Here is an 18,120-nt window from a genome sequence, read left to right on the forward strand (position 1 = left end):
TACCTCAGACGCCGGGCTGGTCCTTCTCGTTCCGTTCGGTCCACCACGCCAACAGTGCTGCGACGGCCTCATCGTGCTCGAGCGGGCCGCGGTCCAGCCGCAGCTCCTTGAGGAATGACCAGGCCTGCCCCACCAGTGGGCCGGGCGGGATGTCGAGCAACCGCATGATCTCGTTGCCGTCCAGGTCCGGGCGCACCCGTTGCAGATCTTCTTTGGCAGCCAGCTCCGCGATACGCGCCTCGAGCTCGTCGTAGTTGGCCTGCAGCCGCGCCGCACGCCGCTTGTTGCGGGTGGTGCAGTCCGCGCGGACCAGTTTGTGCAGCCGGGGCAGCAGCGGCCCGGCGTCGGCGACGTAGCGGCGTACCGCCGAATCCGTCCACTTGCCGTCGCCGTAGCCGTGGAACCGCAAATGCAGGTACACCAGCTGCGACACGTCGTCGACCATCTGCTTGGAGTACTTGAGCGCCCGCATCCGCTTGCGCACCATCTTGGCCCCAACCACCTCGTGGTGGTGGAAGCTCACTCCCCCATCGGATTCATGGCGGCGGGTGGCCGGCTTGCCGATGTCGTGTAGCAACGCCGCCCAGCGCAACACCAGGTCGGGCTCGCCGGGCTCCTCGAGTTCCATGGCCTGCCGCAGCACGGTCAGCGAATGCTGGTAGACGTCCTTGTGCTGATGGTGCTCGTCGATGGCCATCTGCATGCCGCCGATCTCGGGCAGCACCACCTCGCCCATCCCGGTGTGGACCATCAGGTCGATGCCTGCGACCGGATCCATGCCCAGCAGCATCTTGTCCAGCTCGACGGCCACCCGCTCGACCGTGATCCGTCCGAGCTGGGGCGCCATCTCCACGATCGCGCGACGCACCCGATCGGAGACGCCGAACTGTAGTTGGGAGACGAAGCGCGCCGCCCGCAGCATGCGCAGCGGGTCATCGCCGAATGACACCTCGGGCGCCGCCGGGGTGTCCAGGATCCGCTGCCGCAACGCGGTCAGCCCGCCCAGTGGGTCGATGAAGTCGCCAGGACCGTCCGCGGTGATGCGCACCGCCATCGCGTTGACCGTGAAGTCGCGGCGCACCAGATCGTCCTCGAGCCGGTCGCCGTAGCGGACCTGGGGGTTGCGGGACACCTGGTCGTAGCTGTCGGCGCGGAAGGTGGTGATCTCCAGCCGCTCGCCGTATTTACCGACGCCGACCGTGCCGAACTCGATGCCGGTATCCCACAGCGCGTCGGCCCATGGCCGCACGATCCGCTGAACGACCTCGGGCAGCGCGTCGGTGGTGAAGTCGAGGTCCGGGTTCAGCCGGCCGAGGACGGCGTCGCGCACACTGCCGCCGACGAGGTAGAGCGAGTGGCCGGCGGCGTCGAACAGGGCACCGACTTCACGCAACAACGCACCCTGCCGATTGAGTGCGACGAGGGCCCGGGCGAGCAGTTCGACGTCGTGGGTGGCTTCGGACACGTGGCAGAAGCGTAGTCGTGTACCGGCGAGTGCGGTCGGGACGCCATCGGTGTGCCAGCTACTATCGCTTGGGTGTCGGACGGCGAACAGGCCAAACCACGACGGCGCCGAGGGCGTCGCCGCGGCCGTCGCGCGGCCGGTCCGGCAAATCCCAACCCGGCGGACGCCGGCGCCGCCGAAACCTCGGACACCACCACCGGATCCCCCGCCGTCAACGGCAGCAACGGTCAGCCCCGGCCGGGCAAACCCGGCCGTCCCCGCCGGGCGCCGGCGCGACTGCGCACAGTCCACGAAACCTCCGCGGGCGGACTGGTCATCGACGGCATCGACGGGCCTCCCGAAGCTCAGGTGGCCGCCCTCATCGGGCGGGTCGACCGGCGCGGGCGGATGCTGTGGTCACTGCCGAAGGGCCACATCGAACAGGGTGAAACCGCCGAGGAGACCGCGATCCGCGAGGTCGCCGAGGAAACCGGTATCCGCGGGCAGGTCCTGGCCGCGCTCGGCAGCATCGACTACTGGTTCGTCACCGAAGGCCGGCGCGTGCACAAGACCGTTCACCACTACCTCATGCAGTTCTCCGGCGGTGAACTGTGCGACGAGGACATCGAGGTCACCGAGGTCGCGTGGGTACCAGTCGGTGAGCTCCCCAAACGGCTGGCCTACGCCGACGAACGTCGCCTGGCCGAGGTCGCCGGCGAATTGATCCAACTCCTGCAGTCCGACGGCGTCGCCGCGCTGCCGCCGCTGCCGCGCACCAGCCCTCGCCGGCGGCCCCAAACGCATTCCCACACCCGCAACCGTCGCTCGGACGATTCAGGACCGCGTCAATCCGGCCCGCGGACGAACGGCTGCGGACCGGGAACGTGACCACGCCGAGGCGGGTCGGCAAGCTGCCCCGGATCGTGCTGGTCCTCGGTTTCCTTGCCTTGCTCGCGATGCCAACGACCGCGCCGGCCGCCGCCGGCGAGCCCGGGTCGGCGCCCTTCCTGCAAGTGCGGGTGGACAGCGTCACCCCGGATCTGATCACCACCACCAGCGAGCCGACGGTCACCGTCACCGGCACCGTCACCAACGTCGGCGACCGTCCGGTGCGTGACGTCGTCGCCCGCCTCGAACGCGCCTCCGCGGTGAGCTCTTCGGCCGGGCTGCGCACCAATCTCGACGGGGCCAACGACCAGTTCCAGCCCGTCGGGGAATTCACCGCGATCGCGCCCGATATGCAGCGTGGACAGGCGGTCGGGTTCACCTTCAGCTATCCGCTCCGCTCGCGCACCGCGCCGTCGCTGGGCGTCGAACAGCCCGGGGTCTACCCGCTGCTGGTCAACATCAACGGCACCCCGGACTACGGCGACGCCGCCCGACTCGACGACGCCCGCTTCCTGCTGCCGGTCCTGGGTGTGCCGCCCGACCCGGCCAGCACCTCGGCCGATGCCCTGACCGACGTCGTCCCCCCGGACACCACCAAACCTGTTGCGGTGACCATGTTGTGGCCACTCGCCGACAAACCGAGGCTGGCTCCCGGGGTACCGGGTGGCACCACACCGGTGCGGCTGATGAACGACGACCTGGCCGTGTCGCTGGCCGCGGGTGGCCGGCTGGACTCACTGCTGTCGGCGGTCGATTTCGCCACCAGCCCACCGGTGGATCCCGGCGGCGACACCGCGCGGGCGCTGTGCCTGGCGGTCGACCCGGATCTGCTGGTCACCGTCAACGCGATGACAACCGGCTACGTCGTCTCCGACTCCCCCGACGGACTCGGCGCCGCCTCCCACCCCGGCACCGGGCAGGCCGCCGCGGTGGCCTGGCTGGACAAGTTGCGCGCCCTGGCCAAGCGGATGTGTGTCACATCCACGCCTTACGCGCAAGCCGATCTCGGCGCACTGCAACGGGTCGGGGACGCCGGGCTCGACGCCGCGGCAACCATCAGCGCGAGCGACATCATCGATCACATCCTGGGCGTCGCCTCGTTGCGCGGCGCGACGGTCCTCGGTGACGGACCGCTGACGCCCGCCGCGGTCGACCTGCTCGGCAGCCAGGGTTCGACGGTCGCAATCGCGGCCGCCAACTGCTCCGCCCAGGACTCCGCGACCGGGGAGCCGATGACCGCCGACGTGACCCCGCGCCGGGTCGCGCCGAAAGTGGTGGTGGCGCCGTTCGACCCGGCCGTCGGCGCCGCCCTGGCCGGGGTGGGTACCGACCCCGATCTGCCCACCTATCTTGATTCGTCGCTGGACGTTCCGCTCGACCACGACTCGATGGTCGCGCGGCGTCAGGACGCCATCGCCTCCATGCTGTGGCGGGCGCTGCAGCCGAGCGCCGAGCCGCGCCAGCAGATCCTTCTTCCCCCGCTGAAGTGGAGCCCGCAGCCCAGTGACGCGCAGTCGATGCTGACCGCGCTGGCCACCACGATCCGCTCGGGACTGGCGTTCGCCCGGCCGCTCGGCGACGTCATCAGGGAGGCGGCGCAGGCCGGCCCCGGTCCCGGCCCCGATCTGCCTCGGGACACCCGAGGCGGCTTCGACGACGATGTCGTCTCCACGGTCAACGGACAGAACGGCCGGTTGTGGGGGTTGACCGCCGCGCTCACCACCGATCCGCGCACCGGGCTGACCGGCCCGCAGTACACCGCTCCGCTACGCGAGGACATGCTGCGCGCCCTGAGCCAGACCGAGCCGCCCGATGAGCGCAACGATCTTGCCCGGCGCCGGCTGGGTGTCGTCGGTGCGACGATCAACGACCTGTTCGGCGCGGTCACCATCGTCAACCCGGGCGGTTCGTACACGCTGGCGACCGAGCACAGCCCCCTGCCGTTGGCGGTGCGCAACGACCTGGCTGTCCCGATCCGGGTCCGCCTGCAGGTCGACGCCCCGCCCGGGATGACCGTCACCGACCTCGGCGAACAGGAGATCCCGCCGGGATACCTGCCACTGCGCGTCCCCATCGAGGTGCACTTCACCCAGCGAGTCGCCGTCGACGTCACACTGCGCACCCCCGACGGGCTGCAGCTCGGTGAACCGGTGCGCCTGTCGGTGCACTCCAACGCCTACGGCAAGGTGTTGTTCGCGATCACGCTGATCGGCGGCACCGTGCTCGCGGTGCTCGTCGGACGCCGGCTCTACCACCGCTTCCGCGGCCAGCCCGACCCGGCCGACCTGGACCGCCCGCGCCGGGCCAGCGCCGAGGGCCACCGATGAAGCCGCCGCCTCGCCGGCCGGTCGCCTACGTCCGGCCCGGCCCCCGCACCCGCGCGGTGCGCGCCGAACTGTCCGACGCCGCGGTGGTGTCACGATCCTGGGGCATGGCGCTGGCCACCCTGGTCAGCCGCATCACCGGGTTCATCCGTATCGTGCTGCTGGCCGCGATCCTCGGTGCCGCACTGTCCAGTGCGTTCACCGTCGCCAACCAGTTGCCGAACCTGATCGCGGCGCTGGTGCTGGAGGCCACCTTCACCGCGATCTTCGTCCCGGTGCTGGCCCGCGCCGAGCGCGACGACGCCGACGGCGGCGAGGCGTTCGTACGCCGGCTGGTCACGCTGGCCACCACCCTGCTGCTGGTCGCCACCGTCCTGTCGGTCGCGGCGGGGCCGCTGCTCGTGCGGCTCATGCTCGGCCAGGACCCGCAAGTCAATCAGCCGTTGACCACCGCGTTCGCGTATCTGCTGCTGCCGCAGGTCATCTTCTACGGGCTGTCGTCGGTGTTCATGGCAATCCTGAACAACCGCAACGTGTTCGGCCCGCCGGCCTGGGCCCCGGTGGTCAACAACGTGGTCGCGATCGCCACTCTGGGGCTGTATCTCATTGTCCCGGGCCAGCTCTCGGTCGATCCGGTGCAGATGGGCAACACCAAGCTGCTGGTGCTCGGCATCGGAACGACGCTGGGTGTGGTGGCTCAGACCGTGGTGCTGCTGGTTGCGATCCGCGCCGAGCGGATCAGCCTGCGCCCGCTGTGGGGCGTCGACGATCGGCTCAAACGGTTCGGCGCGATGGCCGGCGCGATGGTGCTCTATGTGCTGATCAGCCAGATCGGTCTGGTGGTCGTCAACCAGATCGCCAGTACCGCGGCCGCCTCCGGCCCGGCGATCTACAACTACACCTGGCTTGTGCTGATGCTGCCGTTCGGCATCATCGGCGTCACCGTCCTGACGGTGGTGATGCCGCGCCTGAGCCGCAACGCCGCCGCGGACGACACCCCTGCCGTGCTGGCAGACCTGTCGCTGGCCACTCGGCTGACGATGGTGACGCTGATCCCCATCGTCGCGTTCATGACCGTCGGCGGTCCGGCGATGGGCAGCGCACTGTTCGCCTACGGCAAGTTCGGCGAGGTCGACGCCAACTACCTCGGTGTGGCGATCAGCCTGTCGGCTTTCACCCTGATCCCCTACGCGCTGGTGCTGCTGCAGCTGCGGGTGTTCTACGCCCGCGAACAACCGTGGACACCGATCCTGATCATCGTCACGATCACGGTCGTCAAGATCGTCGCATCGCTGGTGGCCCCGCACCTGACCGGGGACAAGGAACTCGTCGCCGGCTACCTGGGCCTGGCCAACGGTCTGGGCTTCCTGGCCGGCGCCATCCTGGGTTACGTGCTGCTGCAGCGGGCGCTGAAGCCACCGCGCGGCACCCTGCTCGACCTCGCCGTGATCCGCACGATTCTGATCACCACCGCAGCATCACTGCTGGCCGGGCTGATCGCCTACGTCATCGATCGGCTGCTCGGCCTCAAGGTGCTCACCGAAAACGGTGGCGGCGCGGGGTCGCTGCTGCGGCTGCTGATGCTCGGCGTGATCATGCTGCCGATCCTCGCGGCGGTGATGCTTGCCGCGCGGGTTCCCGATGCGGTCGCCGCGTGGGGTGCGGTCAAGCGCCGCATCACCCGCACCCCGCCGCAGACCGGCACTTCACTCGCTGCGCTCGACCGGCCGCAGGTCCCGAGGCGGTTCCCGTACCCTGAGCACAGCAATTCGTACGGAGCCACCGGCTCGACGGGGAAAGGACCGGAGGTGAACGACCAACCCTCGGGCAATACTCCCGCTGAGCCGCTCGGAGACGCCACGACGAAGATCCCGCGCCAGGCCGCGGACGACTTCCAGCCCGATGTGGCACCCGAGGTGCACCTCGGCACGGTTCCCTCAGCCGTGCCGCCCAAGCAGCCCAACGCCGACTTCGCCGGTGACCCGACCCGCGAACCGCTCGGCTTCGACTCCCCGCGAGAACCGGCGATGGAATCCGGCGCCGCGGCCGACGAGGACACCCACCTGATTCCGGGGGCCAGCATCGCCGGCGGGCGTTACCGGCTGCTGGTCTCGCACGGCGGCCCACCCGGACTGCAATTCTGGCAGGCTCTCGACACCGCGCTGGACCGGCAGGTGGCGCTCACCTTCGTCGACCCCGATGGCACCATGCCAGATGAACAGGTGCAGGAAATCCTCTCCCGCACACTCAAACTCAGCCAGATCGAACGGCCGGGCGTCGCTCGGGTTCTCGACGTCGCCAACACCGGTGCCGGTGGTCTGGTGGTTTCGGAGTGGATTCGCGGCGGCTCACTGAAGGAAGTCGCCGACACCTCGCCCTCGCCGATCGGCGGAGCGCGCGCCGTTCAGTCGCTCGCCGCGGCGGCCGATGCAGCGCACGGCGCCGGCGTCGCGCTGTCGATCGACCATCCCAGCCGGGTGCGGGTCAGCATCGAAGGTGATGTCGCACTGGCATTCCCGGCGACGATGCCCGGAGCCACCCCCGAGGACGACATCCGCGGTATCGGCGCCGCCCTGTACGCCCTGCTGGTCGACCGGTGGCCGTTGCCGGAGAAGGGTGTACCCAGTGGGTTGGAGCCCGCCGAGACCGACCCGACCGGTGAGCCACTCGAACCGCGTGCGATCGACGGCGCCATCCCGTTCCAGATCTCCGCAGCGGCAGCGCGCTCGGTGCAAGTCGGCGGTGGAATTCGTTCGGCTCCAACCCTTTTGAACCTGTTGCAGCAGGCCACCGCGACAGCCGACCGCACCGATCTGATCGAACCTGTCGATCCTGTCGGCGGCCCGGCCGCAGCTCTGCCCGCCGAGCCGGCGGATGCCGAAGCCCAGGCCCGCCGTAGGCGCAATCTCCTGATCGGCGTCGGAGTGGGAGCCGGAATCCTGGTGATCGCGCTGATCGTGCTGGCCTCGGTGCTCAGCAGTATCTTCGGCGACGTCGGTGGTGGGCTCAAGGGTGACCAACTCGGTCTGAACCCCTCGACCTCGCAGACCGCCGACACCAATGCTCCCGCCGGCGGGAGCACCGTCAAACCCGTCAAGGTGACTGTCTTTTCACCGGGCGGTGGCGCCGATAATCCGGACAAGGCCGAGCTGGCCGTCACCGGCGGACCCGGCACCGGCTGGTCCACCGATACCTATACCGACCCCAATCCGTTCCCCAACTTCAAGAACGGCGTCGGCCTGCTGCTGCAGCTGCCCCAGCCCACCACGGTCGGCAGTGTGTCTTTGACGGTGCCCAGTACCGGTACCCAGGTGCAGATCCGCTCCGCGTCGTCGGCCAACCCCACCACCTTGAACGACACCACCGTGCTGACCCAGCCCACCACATTGCAGCCGGGCGCCAACACAATTCAGGTGAATGCGAAGGCACCGACCACCTACCTGGTGGTGTGGATCTCCACGATGGGCACCACCGACGGCAAGAACAAGACCGAGATCTCCGGGCTGACGGTCAAGGCCGCTTCGTAAGGCTTCTCGGTCCTCCACAGCCGTCCCCCAGGTGAAGTGCCTGCGGACGGCGGGAAACCTACTGTCCGGCCATGCTCAGCTTCCTCGGCCCGGCCGTCGTGCGCAGCGATGCCCAGCTGCTGGCCGCCCACGTCGCCGGCGACCGCTACGCCTTCGAGGAGCTGCTGGGCCGACACCACCGCCGGCTGTACCAGCTCGCGCGCCGGAGGACCCGCAGTCCTGAGGACGCCGCCGACGTCATCCAGGACGCGATGCTGGCCGCGCACCGCGGTGCTCCCGCGTTTCGCCACGACGCGGCGGTCGGCAGCTGGTTGCATCGCATCGTGATCAACGCCTGCCTGGACCGGGTGCGCCGCAGTGCCGCACAGCCACCGACCGCGCCGTTGATCGACGAGCACGGAGTCGGTGACCGCACCGGCGAAGTCGACACCGCGCTACTGGTGCGGCGCGCGTTGATGCGCCTGCCGGCCGATCAGCGGGCCGCTTTGCTCGCTGTCGACATGCATGGTTACTCGGTGGCCGACGCGGCCGCGCTTCTCGGCATTGCCGAGGGCACCGTGAAGAGCCGGTGCGCGCGGGGACGAGCGCGGCTGAGTAGCCTGCTGCGCCCCGACGGCGCGGCCAGGCGCAGCTGACACACTGGTCGGGTGGAGCCCACGCACACCGTTACACCGGCGTCTGACGGCCCCGCAGCCCATGCGCGGCGCCCGGCCGCGCGGACCGGCCGGCTCGTGGCCGCCGGCATCGGCGCGGCGGCCGTGCTCGCCGCAATCGGACTGGGCACCGCGGCACTGCTGACATCCGGCGGGCCCGCCGCGAGCACCGCGACCAGCGCGAGCATGATCACCGTCACCCCGAAAATGCCGATCAGCAGCCGTGAGCTCAACTCACTGATCGCCCGCGGCCCGGACTTCGGGCCGCTGGCCGATCCCAATCGGCGGGCCGCGTGCCTGAGCGCACTCGGGTATCCCGGATCGGTGCAGGTCCTGGGTGCCGAGCAGGTGCAGGTCAACGGCAAGCCCGCCATCGTGCTGGTGCTACCCGGCGACCAGCCCGATGTGATCGTGGGCGTCGCCGTCGCCGCCTCGTGCAGCTCGGTGGACACCGGGCTGATCGCCGACACCACCGTGCGACGCCCATAGTGCACGGCGGGGAACAGCGCGGCCTACCCTGTTGTTTGACCAGGTGCCCCGGAAGGGCACCCGACGCAGAAAGGCTGGTATGAGCGCCAACCCAGTTCATGACGTCATCGTCATCGGATCAGGCCCCGCCGGCTACACCGCGGCCATCTACACAGCCCGCGCGCAGCTGCAGCCTCTGGTCTTCGAGGGCACGTCGTTCGGCGGCGCCTTGATGACCACCACCGAGGTGGAGAACTTTCCCGGCTTCCGTTCGGGCATCACCGGCCCGGAGCTGATGGACGAGATGCGCGAGCAGGCCCTGCGCTTCGGCGCCGACCTGCGGATGGAAGACGTCGAATCAGTCGACCTGGACGGACCCGTCAAGAAGGTGGTGACCGGCGACGGCGAAACCCACCTGGCCCGGTCGGTCATCCTCGCGATGGGCGCCGCGGCCCGCTACCTCGGCGTCCCCGGCGAACAAGAGCTGCTCGGCCGCGGCGTCAGCGCCTGCGCCACCTGCGACGGCTTCTTCTTCAAGGAGCAGGACATCGCGGTCATCGGCGGCGGCGACTCCGCGATGGAAGAGGCGACGTTCCTGACCCGCTTCGCGCGCAGCGTCACCCTGGTGCACCGCCGTGACGAGTTCCGCGCGTCGAAGATCATGCTCGAGCGCGCCCGCGAGAACGACAAGATCACGTTCCTGACCAACACCGCGGTCGACGCGGTCGAGGGTGACACCACCGTGTCGGGGCTGCGCGTTCACAACGTGCTGACCGGGGAGGAATCCACGCTGCCGGTGACCGGTGTGTTCGTCGCGATCGGCCACGATCCCCGCTCCGAACTGGTCCGCGGCGCGGTCGAGCTCGACCCGGAGGGCTACGTGCTGGTGCGCGGCCGCACCACCGCCACCTCGATCGACGGCGTGTTTGCCGCCGGCGACCTCGTCGACCACACCTACCGGCAGGCCATCACCGCGGCCGGGATGGGCTGTTCGGCCGCGATCGACGCCGAACGCTGGCTGGCCGATGCCGACGACACTGCAACCACCGAGATGATTGGAGCACACCAATGAGCGAAGGCGGCGCGACCGTAACGGTCTCCGACGACTCCTTCTCCCAGGATGTCTTGTCCAGCAATACCCCTGTGCTGGTTGATTTTTGGGCCACCTGGTGCGGTCCGTGCCGGATGGTCGCCCCCGTCCTCGAGGAGATCGCCACCGAGAAGGCCGGCGCCCTGACGGTGGCCAAGCTCGACGTCGACGCCAACCCGGCGACGGCCCGCGACTTCCAGGTGGTCTCGATCCCGACGCTGATCCTGTTCAAGGACGGTCAGCCGGTGAAGCGGATCGTGGGCGCCAAGGGCAAGGCGGCGCTGCTGCGGGAGATCGCCGACGTCGTCTGACCCTGACGGACCAACTTCTTGCTCCTCCCCCGTCCAGGCATGCGGTGACGCTGTCGCCGCATGCCTGAGACGATTCCGTTATCAGCAGCCTCGCCTGCCGTTTTCCGGAATGCGGTGAGGTTCTGAGAGAATGCTTCCTAGCCTGTGTGCAATCGTCAGCCCTGGCGATACTGAGCTGACAACGGCGATCGAAGGGCCCTGTATGTCGAGTCTTCGCCACGGTGCCGGGGGCGATGCCTCCTCGCACCGGAGCGGTCGTGATGACGTGTTGCGCCGCGGTGACCGCAGCAACGCCGTCGTCGAGATTCGCGAAGCGCTCTCCGCGCTCGGCCTGGTCGACAATCCTGACGCGAACCTCACCACCGGTAAGCGGGTGGCGGTCGATGTGTTCGACGCCGACCTCGACCATGCGGTGCGCGCGTTCCAGCAGCGCCGCGGCCTGCTGGTCGACGGGATCGTCGGTGAGGCCACCTATCGCGCACTGAAGGAAGCCTCCTACCGGCTGGGCGCCCGCACCCTGCTGCATCAGTTCGGTGCACCGATGTACGGCGACGACGTCGCGACGCTGCAGGCCAAACTGCAGGAACTCGGGTTCTACACCGCTTTGGTCGACGGCTACTTCGGCTTGCAGACCCACAACGGGCTGATGTCCTATCAGCGCGAGTACGGCTTGTCCGCCGACGGCATCTGCGGCCCGGAAACGTTGCGCTCCTTGGACTTTCTGGGTTCACGCGTCACCGGCGGCTCGCTGCATGCCATCCGCGAGGAGGAGCAGGTCCGCCGCTCGGGACCGAGGCTGTCCGGCAAGCGGATCATCATCGATCCGGGCCGCGGCGGTTCCGACCACGGCCTGATCACGCAGGGCCCGGACGGCCCGATCAGCGAAGCAGACATCTTGTGGGACTTGGCAAGTCGGCTCGAGGGCCGAATGACCGCGATCGGCATGGAGACCTTCCTGTCCCGGCCGGCCAACCGCAGCCCGCTGGACGCCGAACGAGCCGCCACCGCTAACACCGTCGGCGCCGATCTGATGATCAGCCTGCGCTGTGAGACCCAGCCCAGCCCGTCGGCCAACGGCGTGGCGTCGTTCTACTTCGGCAGCTCGCACGGTTCGGTATCGACGATCGGTCGCAACCTGGCCGACTTCATCCAGCGAGAAGTGGTGGCGCGCACGGGATTACGTGACTGCCGGACCCATGGCCGGACCTGGGATCTGCTGCGGCTCACCCGGATGCCGACGGTTCAGGTCGACGTCGGCTACATCACCAACCCGCGGGACCGGTCGATGCTGGTGACCAGTCACTCGCGCGATGCGATCGCCGAGGGAATCTTGGCCGCCGTCAAGCGGCTCTACCTGCTGGGCAAGAACGACCGGCCCACCGGCACGTTCACGTTCGCCGAGCTACTCGCCCACGAGTTGTCGGTCGAACAGGCCCGGCCCGCTTTCTGACTAGCCGCGAACCTCGGCGCCGGCGCCGACCGGCTGCTGCAGCTGTGCACTTTCCAGCAGCCGTTCCAGTGCGGCCTCGACTTCCGCTTTCCAGCCCAAGCCCTTGTCCAGCTCGAGCCGCAGCCGCGGGAAGTACCGATGCGGCGCGACGACAGTGAAGCCGACGTCGAGCAGGAAGTCGGCGCTGATCATGCACTGGTCGAAGGAGCAGTCCCCCAACACTTCGACGGCCGGACGCAACGCCGGGTCGACGGCGTCGGGGTCGAGCAGTTCCCCGGCGTCGGCGGTGCGGCCGAACGCCTCGAGGGCTCGCACGCCACGTCGAACCAGTTCGTTGACCACCTGGCTGATCAACGCGTGCGGGAGTTCATCGGCCTGCCCCGACTCGATTCCGATCGAGGTCAGCAGAACGGCGTCCGCGCTGACCGGTCCGGTCGGGAAGAGTTGCGCGCGCGGTACCGCCCGGGGCGGGGCGTACAACACGTAGCCGAGGCACGGCTGCTCGTCATCCGACGCCGATCCGTCGGCGGGCGTCGTGCTGGCCACCTGACCACACGACCCCCACTCCAGCATGACCATCGACAGCCACGCTTCCTTCTCGAACTCAGGATCCGGAAGGTAGTCACCGCCAAGCGTCGCGGGATCGACTTCCCAGAACACACATCTGCGCGCGTGCTTGGGTAGTTGCTCGAATCCTTCGAGCCGAAGCGGCGTGATACGGACGGACACTAACCTCCCCGGCTTTCTTGCGATGCGGATGCGCGCAACAGCCCCTCCAGGATAGGAGAGGCGACCAGGGCCGTGCCAGTGATGGAGTAGCTACCCGAGCCGACGGTCGGTTGGAGCGGAATTCGTTGGCACACTGCGCGATTCCTCGCTGGATACATTCGGCAGCGAACGCGGACCGAAATTGGCGTCACTGTGACGGAACTGGCTGGTGTCGTCGTACCTGGAATTTCAGCCTGCAGGCCGGTTCATCATGTCCACAATGCGCTGCAAATCGTCCACCGAGCCGAACTCGACGACGATCTTGCCCTTGCGCTTACCCAGGCTCACCGTCACCCGGGTGTCGTAGGTACTCGACAGCCGTTCGGCGACATCTTGCAGGCCGGGCATCTGGATCGGCTTGCGCCGCGGCGCGGGGGGCGTCTTGGTGTCGGACCGGTTCGCCAGGGTGACGGCTTCCTCGGTCGCCCGCACCGACAATCCCTCGGCCACGATCCGCGCGGCCAGTTCTTCTTGGGCCTCGGCGCCCGCTTCCAGTGCGAGCAGCGCGCGTGCGTGCCCGGCCGACAGCACGCCGGCAGCCACCCGGCGCTGTACGGCGATCGGCAGGCGAAGCAACCGGATCATGTTCGTGATCACCGGACGCGACCGGCCGATCCGTGCCGCGAGTTCGTCGTGAGTGACCTCGAACTCGTCGAGCAATTGCTGGTAGGCCGCCGCCTCTTCCAGAGGATTGAGTTGGGCGCGGTGGATGTTCTCCAGTAGCGCGTCGCGCAGGAGGTTGTCGTCCGCGGTCTCCCGGACGATCGCCGGGATGGTGGCGAGGCCGGCCTCCTGCGCTGCGCGCCAGCGCCGCTCCCCCATCACCAGCTGATAGCGCACCGGCTTAGACATTTCGCCGGTCGCTGCGCTACTGACCGCCGATCCGGCTGCGGATTGCGGCAGCGCCCGCACCACGATCGGCTGCATGAGCCCAAACTCGCGAATCGAGTGCACCAGTTCGGCAAGAGCCTCTTCGTCGAAGACCTGGCGCGGTTGGCGTGGATTCGGCTCGATGGCCGACGGGTCGATCTCGCGGTAGACCGCCCCGACGCTGTCCACGTCCAGCGGCGCTCCCCCACCGATCACCACGTCGGCGGCCGCAGCCCCGAGACGGGGACCACCATCGGCCGGTCCGGTCGGGATAAGCGATGCGAGACCGCGGCCGAGGCCGCCCTTGCTCTTCGATGACATGTGCGCCTCCACCTATGCCCGGGTAGCCCGTTGCGCGAGCTCTTTGCTTGCGTCGAGATAGCTCATGGCACCTCGCGAGCCGGGATCGTAGTCAATGATCGTCATGCTGTATCCGGGTGCTTCCGAAACTTTGACGCTACGTGGAATCACGGTCGTCAGTACCTTGTCGCCGAAATAGTTGCGCACTTCGGAGGCGACCTGGTCGGCCAACTTCGTACGGCCGTCATGCATCGTGAGGATGACGGTCGAGACGGTCAGCTGAGGATTGAGGTGTGCCCTGACCATTTCGATGTTTCTCATCAACTGCGAAACACCCTCCAGCGCGTAGTACTCGCACTGGATCGGGATCAACACCTCGGGGGCCGCGACGAGCGCGTTGATGGTGAGCAGCCCGAGCGAGGGCGGGCAGTCGATAAAGACGTAGTCGAAATCCGAATCGTCGAGAGCGGCCAGCGCATTGCGAAGCCGGTTCTCCCGCGCCACCATGCTGACGAGTTCGATCTCGGCGCCGGCGAGGTCGATCGTCGCCGGCACACAGAACAAGCGTGGGCTGTGTGGACTCTGCCGGATGGCCGCCTGTAGCGGTATTTCCCCCAGGAGCACCTCGTACGACGACGGGGTACCCGATTGGCGATCGGCGATCCCGAGGGCGGTGCTGGCATTGCCCTGTGGATCGAGATCGACCACCAAGGTCTTTAGTCCTTGGACCGCGAGGGCGGCCGCCAGGTTCACCGCGGTGGTCGTCTTGCCCACCCCGCCTTTCTGGTTGGCGACGGTGAAGACCCGTCGCCGACCAGGTCGCGGCAGCTGGCCGGCCGCGGTGTGCAGGACCTGCATCGCGCGTTGTGCTGCTGCGCCGATCGGGGTCTCGAAGTCGTCCGGCGGGTTCCATGTTTCACGTGAAACATCGGTTCCGGAGGGATCCGGGTTCGATGGGACGGTCATGATCCCCTTTTCTCCGATGTTCGCGCGGATCTCTTCTTCCCGCCTGGCGCTCGCTCCCCCCGCACCGCGATCACCACGGTCGCGGGAGGATCCGAATAGCTCTCGCCACATCTCACCACCCTCACATCGGTTGCGCCCAACGACAGCATCCCGCGCCGCCCCTCGACGACTTCCTCCTCCGCACGTTCGCCCTTCATCGCCAGCATGCGCCCGCCGGGCCGCAGCAGCGGAAGGCTCCATCGCGTCAGCTTGTCGAGTGATGCCACCGCGCGAGACACCACCACGTCCGCGCCACCGGCCGAAGTACGGACGTCCGGTTCCTCCGCCCGGCCACGGATGACCTCGATCGGGAGCGCGAGTGCCGCCACCGACTCCTCGAGGAACTCCGTGCGGCGCAGCATCGGCTCGATCAGCATCACCCGAACGTCGGGTCGCGCGATCGCGATCGGCAATCCGGGCAGGCCGCCGCCGCTCCCGATATCGAGAACCCGGGCATCGGGCTCGATGAGCTCGGCCACCGCGACGCTATTGAGGATGTGGCGCTCCCACAACCGCTCAACTTCCCGCGGGCCGATCAATCCGCGCTCGACGCCCGGGCCGGCGAGCAGATCCGCGTAGCGTTGAGCCAGATGCACCCGGTCGCCGAAGACGACCTCGGCCGCCGACGGCGGAGGGGGCGCGATGCCATGTTTCACGTGAAACATCCTCCGGTCATAGTGGCGTCCGGGTCACGAACTACACAGATGTAACTTCAGCCCTTTAGGACGACGACGCGGCGCGACGGCTCCACGCCCTCGCTCTCGCTGTGCACGCCGTCCACGGCCGCCACCGCGTCGTGCACGATCTTCCGCTCGAAAGGAGTCATGGGGGCCAGTTCCTCGCGATCACCGGACTCCAGCACGCGGCGGGCGACCTTGTCGCCCAGTGCGCTGAGCTCTTCGCGGCGGCGGCGGCGCCAGTTCGCGATGTCGAGCATCAACCGGCTGCGCTCCCCCGTCTTCTGGTGGACGGCCAGCCGGGTCAGCTCCTGCAGTGCATCGAGGATCTCGCCCTTACGGCCAACCAGCTTCGAGAGGTCCTCCCCGCCGTCGATGCTGACGATCGCGCGGTTGCCCTCGACGTCGAGGTCGATGTCGCCGTCGAAGTCCAGGAGGTCCAGCAGTTCCTCCAGATAGTCGCCGGCGATCTCGCCTTCGGCGACCAGGCGCTCCTCGAGGTCCTCGCCCTTCACTTCGCCCTCGTCCGAGGTCTGGTCAAGGTCGTTGTCGACCGCGACGTCAGACTCGGTCACTTCAGTGGTGTCGGCATCCGCCATGTGTCTCTCCCTCTTTCGCCGGAGCGATCTCCGGTCAACGCTTACGTTTCTTGGGCCGCGCTCCCGGGCGCGGTGTGCGGCTGGCCGACCCGTCGGCCGCCTTCGTCGACTCGCCGTCGGTTTCGCTCTCCGCGTCGCCGGCAGCTTCGTCGGTCGCCTCGACCGCGGCACCGTTCGTCCCGGCGGGCGCACCCTTCTTCGGCTTGGTCGGCTTCACGCCGGGCGCCGGGGCGTTGGCGGCCCGACGGGCCAGCGCCTCTTCCTTCTTGGCTTCTTCTTCCTTCTCGATCCGGCCGAACACATAGTGCTGCTGGCCGAAGGTCCAGATGTTGTTGGACACCCAGTAGATGATGATCGCGATCGGCAGGAACGGACCGCCAACGACGACACCGAGCGGGAAGACATAGAGCGCGAGCTTGTTCATCATCGCGGTCTGCGGGTTGGCTGCCGCCTCCGGACTCTGGCGCGCGACCGACGCCCGGCTGTTGAAATAGGTGGCGATACCGGCGAGCACCATCAGCGGAATGCCGACGGCGATCACCGCGGGTCTGCTGAAGTCGAAGTTCTTGAACGCCTCCAGGCCCGAACTCTGGGTCATGCTCGCGCTGAGCGGGGCACCGAACAGATTCGCATCGAGGAAATGCCCGACGTCGGTTGCGCTGAAGAAGTAGTTGCCGGTGGCCCGGTTCTCTTCCACCGAGAGACCGAGCTGACCGAATCCGTGCTGGGTCCGGTTGAAGGAGCGCAACACGTGATAGAGACCGAGGAACACCGGGATCTGCGCGAGCATCGGCAGACAGCCGAGAATCGGATTGAACCCGTGTTCACGCTGAAGCTTCTGCATCTCCAGCGCCATCCGCTGGCGATCCTTGCCGTACTTTTTCTGCAGCGCCTTGATCTGGGGCTGCAACTCCTGCATCTGCCGGGTGGTGCGGATCTGGCGGACGAACGGTTTGTAGAGCAGAGCACGCAGGCTGAAGACCAGGAACATCACCGACAACGCCCAGGCGAAGAAGTTCGTGGGTCCGAGGATGGCGGCAAACAGCTTGTACCAGAGCCACATGATCCCGGACACCGGGTAATAGATGACGTCCAGGCTGAACCAATTAAACATGCGTGCTCCTGCGTTCGTTGCACTCGGACCCGGGCACCTGCGGGCGCCGCTCGGGTATTGGGTCCCATCCTCCCCGATGCCACGGACCACACTTCCCCAGCCGGATCACGGTCAGCCAACCACCGCGAATCAATCCGTACTCGGTCAGCGCGTCCACGGCGTACTGACTGCATGTCGGGGTGAACCGACAGGTCGGCAGTCGCAGTGGCGAGATGGTGTGTCGGTAGAGCTCGACGAGGAATATCACGACGCGAGCCGGGAGATGGCTCACTGCCTCTTCTCCATCAACGAGTGGGTCCGCCGGATGCTCGTTCGCAGCTGCTGTTCGAGGCGGGCCGAGATCGCGTCGCGGCTACTGGGCAACGCGCGGATCACGATGCGCTCATCTGCGGTCAGATCCGCGAGAACAGATCGAGCGACGTGCCGCAGACGGCGAGACACCTGGTGTCGCTGCACCGCGTTGCCGACCGACTTCGACACGACCAAGCCGATCCGGGGTCCGTCGACGCTGTCGACCATCCGTCGTGCGTGCACGACGAGATCCGGCTGCGCCGCTCGCACCCCGTGCTTGATGGTGGCGCCGAACTCCGCAGACCGTGTCATCCGGAACTGGGCCGGGAGCACGCCGCGTG

The 18,120-nt window shown here is 68.1% G+C and carries 17 protein-coding genes; 8 read left to right on the forward strand and 9 right to left on the reverse strand.

Translation table 11 applies throughout. From position 1 onward, the window contains the following. Positions 1-4 precede the first annotated feature (4 nt). Positions 5-1,465: a CCA tRNA nucleotidyltransferase gene (locus tag Y900_RS12920; RefSeq protein WP_036342260.1), complete on the reverse strand. Its 1,461-nt coding sequence runs from the start codon at positions 1,463-1,465 to the stop codon at positions 5-7. Between the two features lie 72 nt (positions 1,466-1,537). On the opposite strand from Y900_RS12920, the gene Y900_RS12925 reads away from it, so the two are divergent. The 8 genes from Y900_RS12925 to Y900_RS12960 all read left to right on the forward strand — a co-directional run bounded on the left by Y900_RS12925 (position 1,538) and on the right by Y900_RS12960 (position 12,155). After that, complete coding sequence (locus tag Y900_RS12925; RefSeq protein ID WP_192827508.1) at positions 1,538-2,332, forward strand: NUDIX hydrolase; 795 nt, start codon at positions 1,538-1,540, stop codon at positions 2,330-2,332. Then, on the forward strand, positions 2,329-4,659 hold the full coding sequence (locus Y900_RS12930) for a DUF6049 family protein (RefSeq protein WP_036342262.1): 2,331 nt from the start codon (positions 2,329-2,331) through the stop codon (positions 4,657-4,659). The genes Y900_RS12925 and Y900_RS12930 overlap by 4 nt, the downstream gene beginning before the upstream one ends. Beyond that, on the forward strand, positions 4,656-8,183 hold the full coding sequence (gene murJ / locus Y900_RS12935; protein WP_051660043.1) for a murein biosynthesis integral membrane protein MurJ: 3,528 nt from the start codon (positions 4,656-4,658) through the stop codon (positions 8,181-8,183). Before Y900_RS12930 ends, murJ begins: the two co-directional genes overlap by 4 nt. Before the next feature lie 71 nt (positions 8,184-8,254). Next, complete coding sequence (sigM, locus tag Y900_RS12940; RefSeq protein ID WP_036342264.1) at positions 8,255-8,818, forward strand: RNA polymerase sigma factor SigM; 564 nt, start codon at positions 8,255-8,257, stop codon at positions 8,816-8,818. Positions 8,819-8,830: 12 nt separating this feature from the next. Further along, the gene (locus tag Y900_RS12945; RefSeq protein ID WP_081845093.1) at positions 8,831-9,325 is read left to right on the forward strand and encodes an RsmA family anti-sigma factor; all 495 of its coding nucleotides are present in this window, start codon (positions 8,831-8,833) and stop codon (positions 9,323-9,325) included. Between the two features lie 79 nt (positions 9,326-9,404). Next, positions 9,405-10,376 (forward strand): thioredoxin-disulfide reductase, encoded by a 972-nt coding sequence (gene trxB, locus Y900_RS12950; RefSeq protein WP_036342266.1) that lies wholly within the window; start codon positions 9,405-9,407, stop codon positions 10,374-10,376. Next, on the forward strand, positions 10,373-10,705 hold the full coding sequence (gene trxA, locus Y900_RS12955; protein WP_036342267.1) for a thioredoxin: 333 nt from the start codon (positions 10,373-10,375) through the stop codon (positions 10,703-10,705). The genes trxB and trxA overlap by 4 nt, the downstream gene beginning before the upstream one ends. Positions 10,706-10,907: 202 nt before the next feature. After that, positions 10,908-12,155, forward strand: coding sequence for an N-acetylmuramoyl-L-alanine amidase (locus Y900_RS12960; RefSeq protein WP_192827509.1), 1,248 nt, complete (start codon positions 10,908-10,910; stop codon positions 12,153-12,155). Here the strand turns inward: Y900_RS12960 and Y900_RS12965 are convergent, their stop codons facing one another. The 8 genes from Y900_RS12965 to rnpA form a co-directional block, all read right to left on the reverse strand. Beyond that, positions 12,156-12,884, reverse strand: a complete 729-nt coding sequence (locus Y900_RS12965; protein ID WP_036342270.1) for a hypothetical protein — start codon at positions 12,882-12,884, stop codon at positions 12,156-12,158. Positions 12,885-13,112: 228 nt separating this feature from the next. Continuing rightward, entirely contained in the window at positions 13,113-14,114 is a 1,002-nt protein-coding gene (locus Y900_RS12970; protein WP_036346629.1) for a ParB/RepB/Spo0J family partition protein, read from the reverse strand. A gap of 12 nt (positions 14,115-14,126) precedes the next feature. Further along, positions 14,127-15,059 (reverse strand): ParA family protein, encoded by a 933-nt coding sequence (locus Y900_RS12975; RefSeq protein ID WP_036342271.1) that lies wholly within the window; start codon positions 15,057-15,059, stop codon positions 14,127-14,129. Continuing rightward, positions 15,056-15,763 (reverse strand): 16S rRNA (guanine(527)-N(7))-methyltransferase RsmG, encoded by a 708-nt coding sequence (gene rsmG / locus Y900_RS12980; RefSeq protein ID WP_036342272.1) that lies wholly within the window; start codon positions 15,761-15,763, stop codon positions 15,056-15,058. Before rsmG ends, Y900_RS12975 begins: the two co-directional genes overlap by 4 nt. A gap of 47 nt (positions 15,764-15,810) precedes the next feature. Continuing rightward, positions 15,811-16,374: a Jag family protein gene (locus Y900_RS12985; protein ID WP_036342274.1), complete on the reverse strand. Its 564-nt coding sequence runs from the start codon at positions 16,372-16,374 to the stop codon at positions 15,811-15,813. Between the two features lie 34 nt (positions 16,375-16,408). Next, on the reverse strand, positions 16,409-17,488 hold the full coding sequence (gene yidC / locus Y900_RS12990; RefSeq protein WP_036342275.1) for a membrane protein insertase YidC: 1,080 nt from the start codon (positions 17,486-17,488) through the stop codon (positions 16,409-16,411). Then, positions 17,481-17,759 (reverse strand): membrane protein insertion efficiency factor YidD, encoded by a 279-nt coding sequence (yidD, locus tag Y900_RS30900; RefSeq protein WP_081845094.1) that lies wholly within the window; start codon positions 17,757-17,759, stop codon positions 17,481-17,483. The genes yidC and yidD overlap by 8 nt, the downstream gene beginning before the upstream one ends. Beyond that, positions 17,756-18,112 carry a ribonuclease P protein component gene (rnpA, locus tag Y900_RS12995; RefSeq protein ID WP_036342276.1) on the reverse strand — a complete coding sequence of 119 codons (357 nt, stop codon included), beginning with the start codon at positions 18,110-18,112 and terminating at the stop codon, positions 17,756-17,758. The genes yidD and rnpA overlap by 4 nt, the downstream gene beginning before the upstream one ends. Between the last annotated feature and the right edge of the window lie 8 nt (positions 18,113-18,120).

The organism is Mycolicibacterium aromaticivorans JS19b1 = JCM 16368 (assembly GCF_000559085.1).
GTDB lineage: Bacteria > Actinomycetota > Actinomycetes > Mycobacteriales > Mycobacteriaceae > Mycobacterium > Mycobacterium aromaticivorans.

What these genes read in the sequence shown, in the direction of transcription:
- murJ (WP_051660043.1), top strand. Translation starts at nt 4,656, where the DNA reads ATGAAGCCGCCGCCTCGCCGGCCGGTCGCCTACGTCCGGCCCGGCCCC.
- sigM (WP_036342264.1), top strand. Translation starts at nt 8,255, where the DNA reads ATGCTCAGCTTCCTCGGCCCGGCCGTCGTGCGCAGCGATGCCCAGCTG.
- trxB (WP_036342266.1), top strand. Translation starts at nt 9,405, where the DNA reads ATGAGCGCCAACCCAGTTCATGACGTCATCGTCATCGGATCAGGCCCC.
- trxA (WP_036342267.1), top strand. Translation starts at nt 10,373, where the DNA reads ATGAGCGAAGGCGGCGCGACCGTAACGGTCTCCGACGACTCCTTCTCC.
- Y900_RS12960 (WP_192827509.1), top strand. Translation starts at nt 10,908, where the DNA reads ATGTCGAGTCTTCGCCACGGTGCCGGGGGCGATGCCTCCTCGCACCGG.
- Y900_RS12970 (WP_036346629.1), bottom strand. Translation starts at nt 14,114, where the DNA reads ATGTCATCGAAGAGCAAGGGCGGCCTCGGCCGCGGTCTCGCATCGCTT.
- Y900_RS12975 (WP_036342271.1), bottom strand. Translation starts at nt 15,059, where the DNA reads ATGACCGTCCCATCGAACCCGGATCCCTCCGGAACCGATGTTTCACGT.
- rsmG (WP_036342272.1), bottom strand. Translation starts at nt 15,763, where the DNA reads ATGTTTCACGTGAAACATGGCATCGCGCCCCCTCCGCCGTCGGCGGCC.
- Y900_RS12985 (WP_036342274.1), bottom strand. Translation starts at nt 16,374, where the DNA reads ATGGCGGATGCCGACACCACTGAAGTGACCGAGTCTGACGTCGCGGTC.
- yidC (WP_036342275.1), bottom strand. Translation starts at nt 17,488, where the DNA reads ATGTTTAATTGGTTCAGCCTGGACGTCATCTATTACCCGGTGTCCGGG.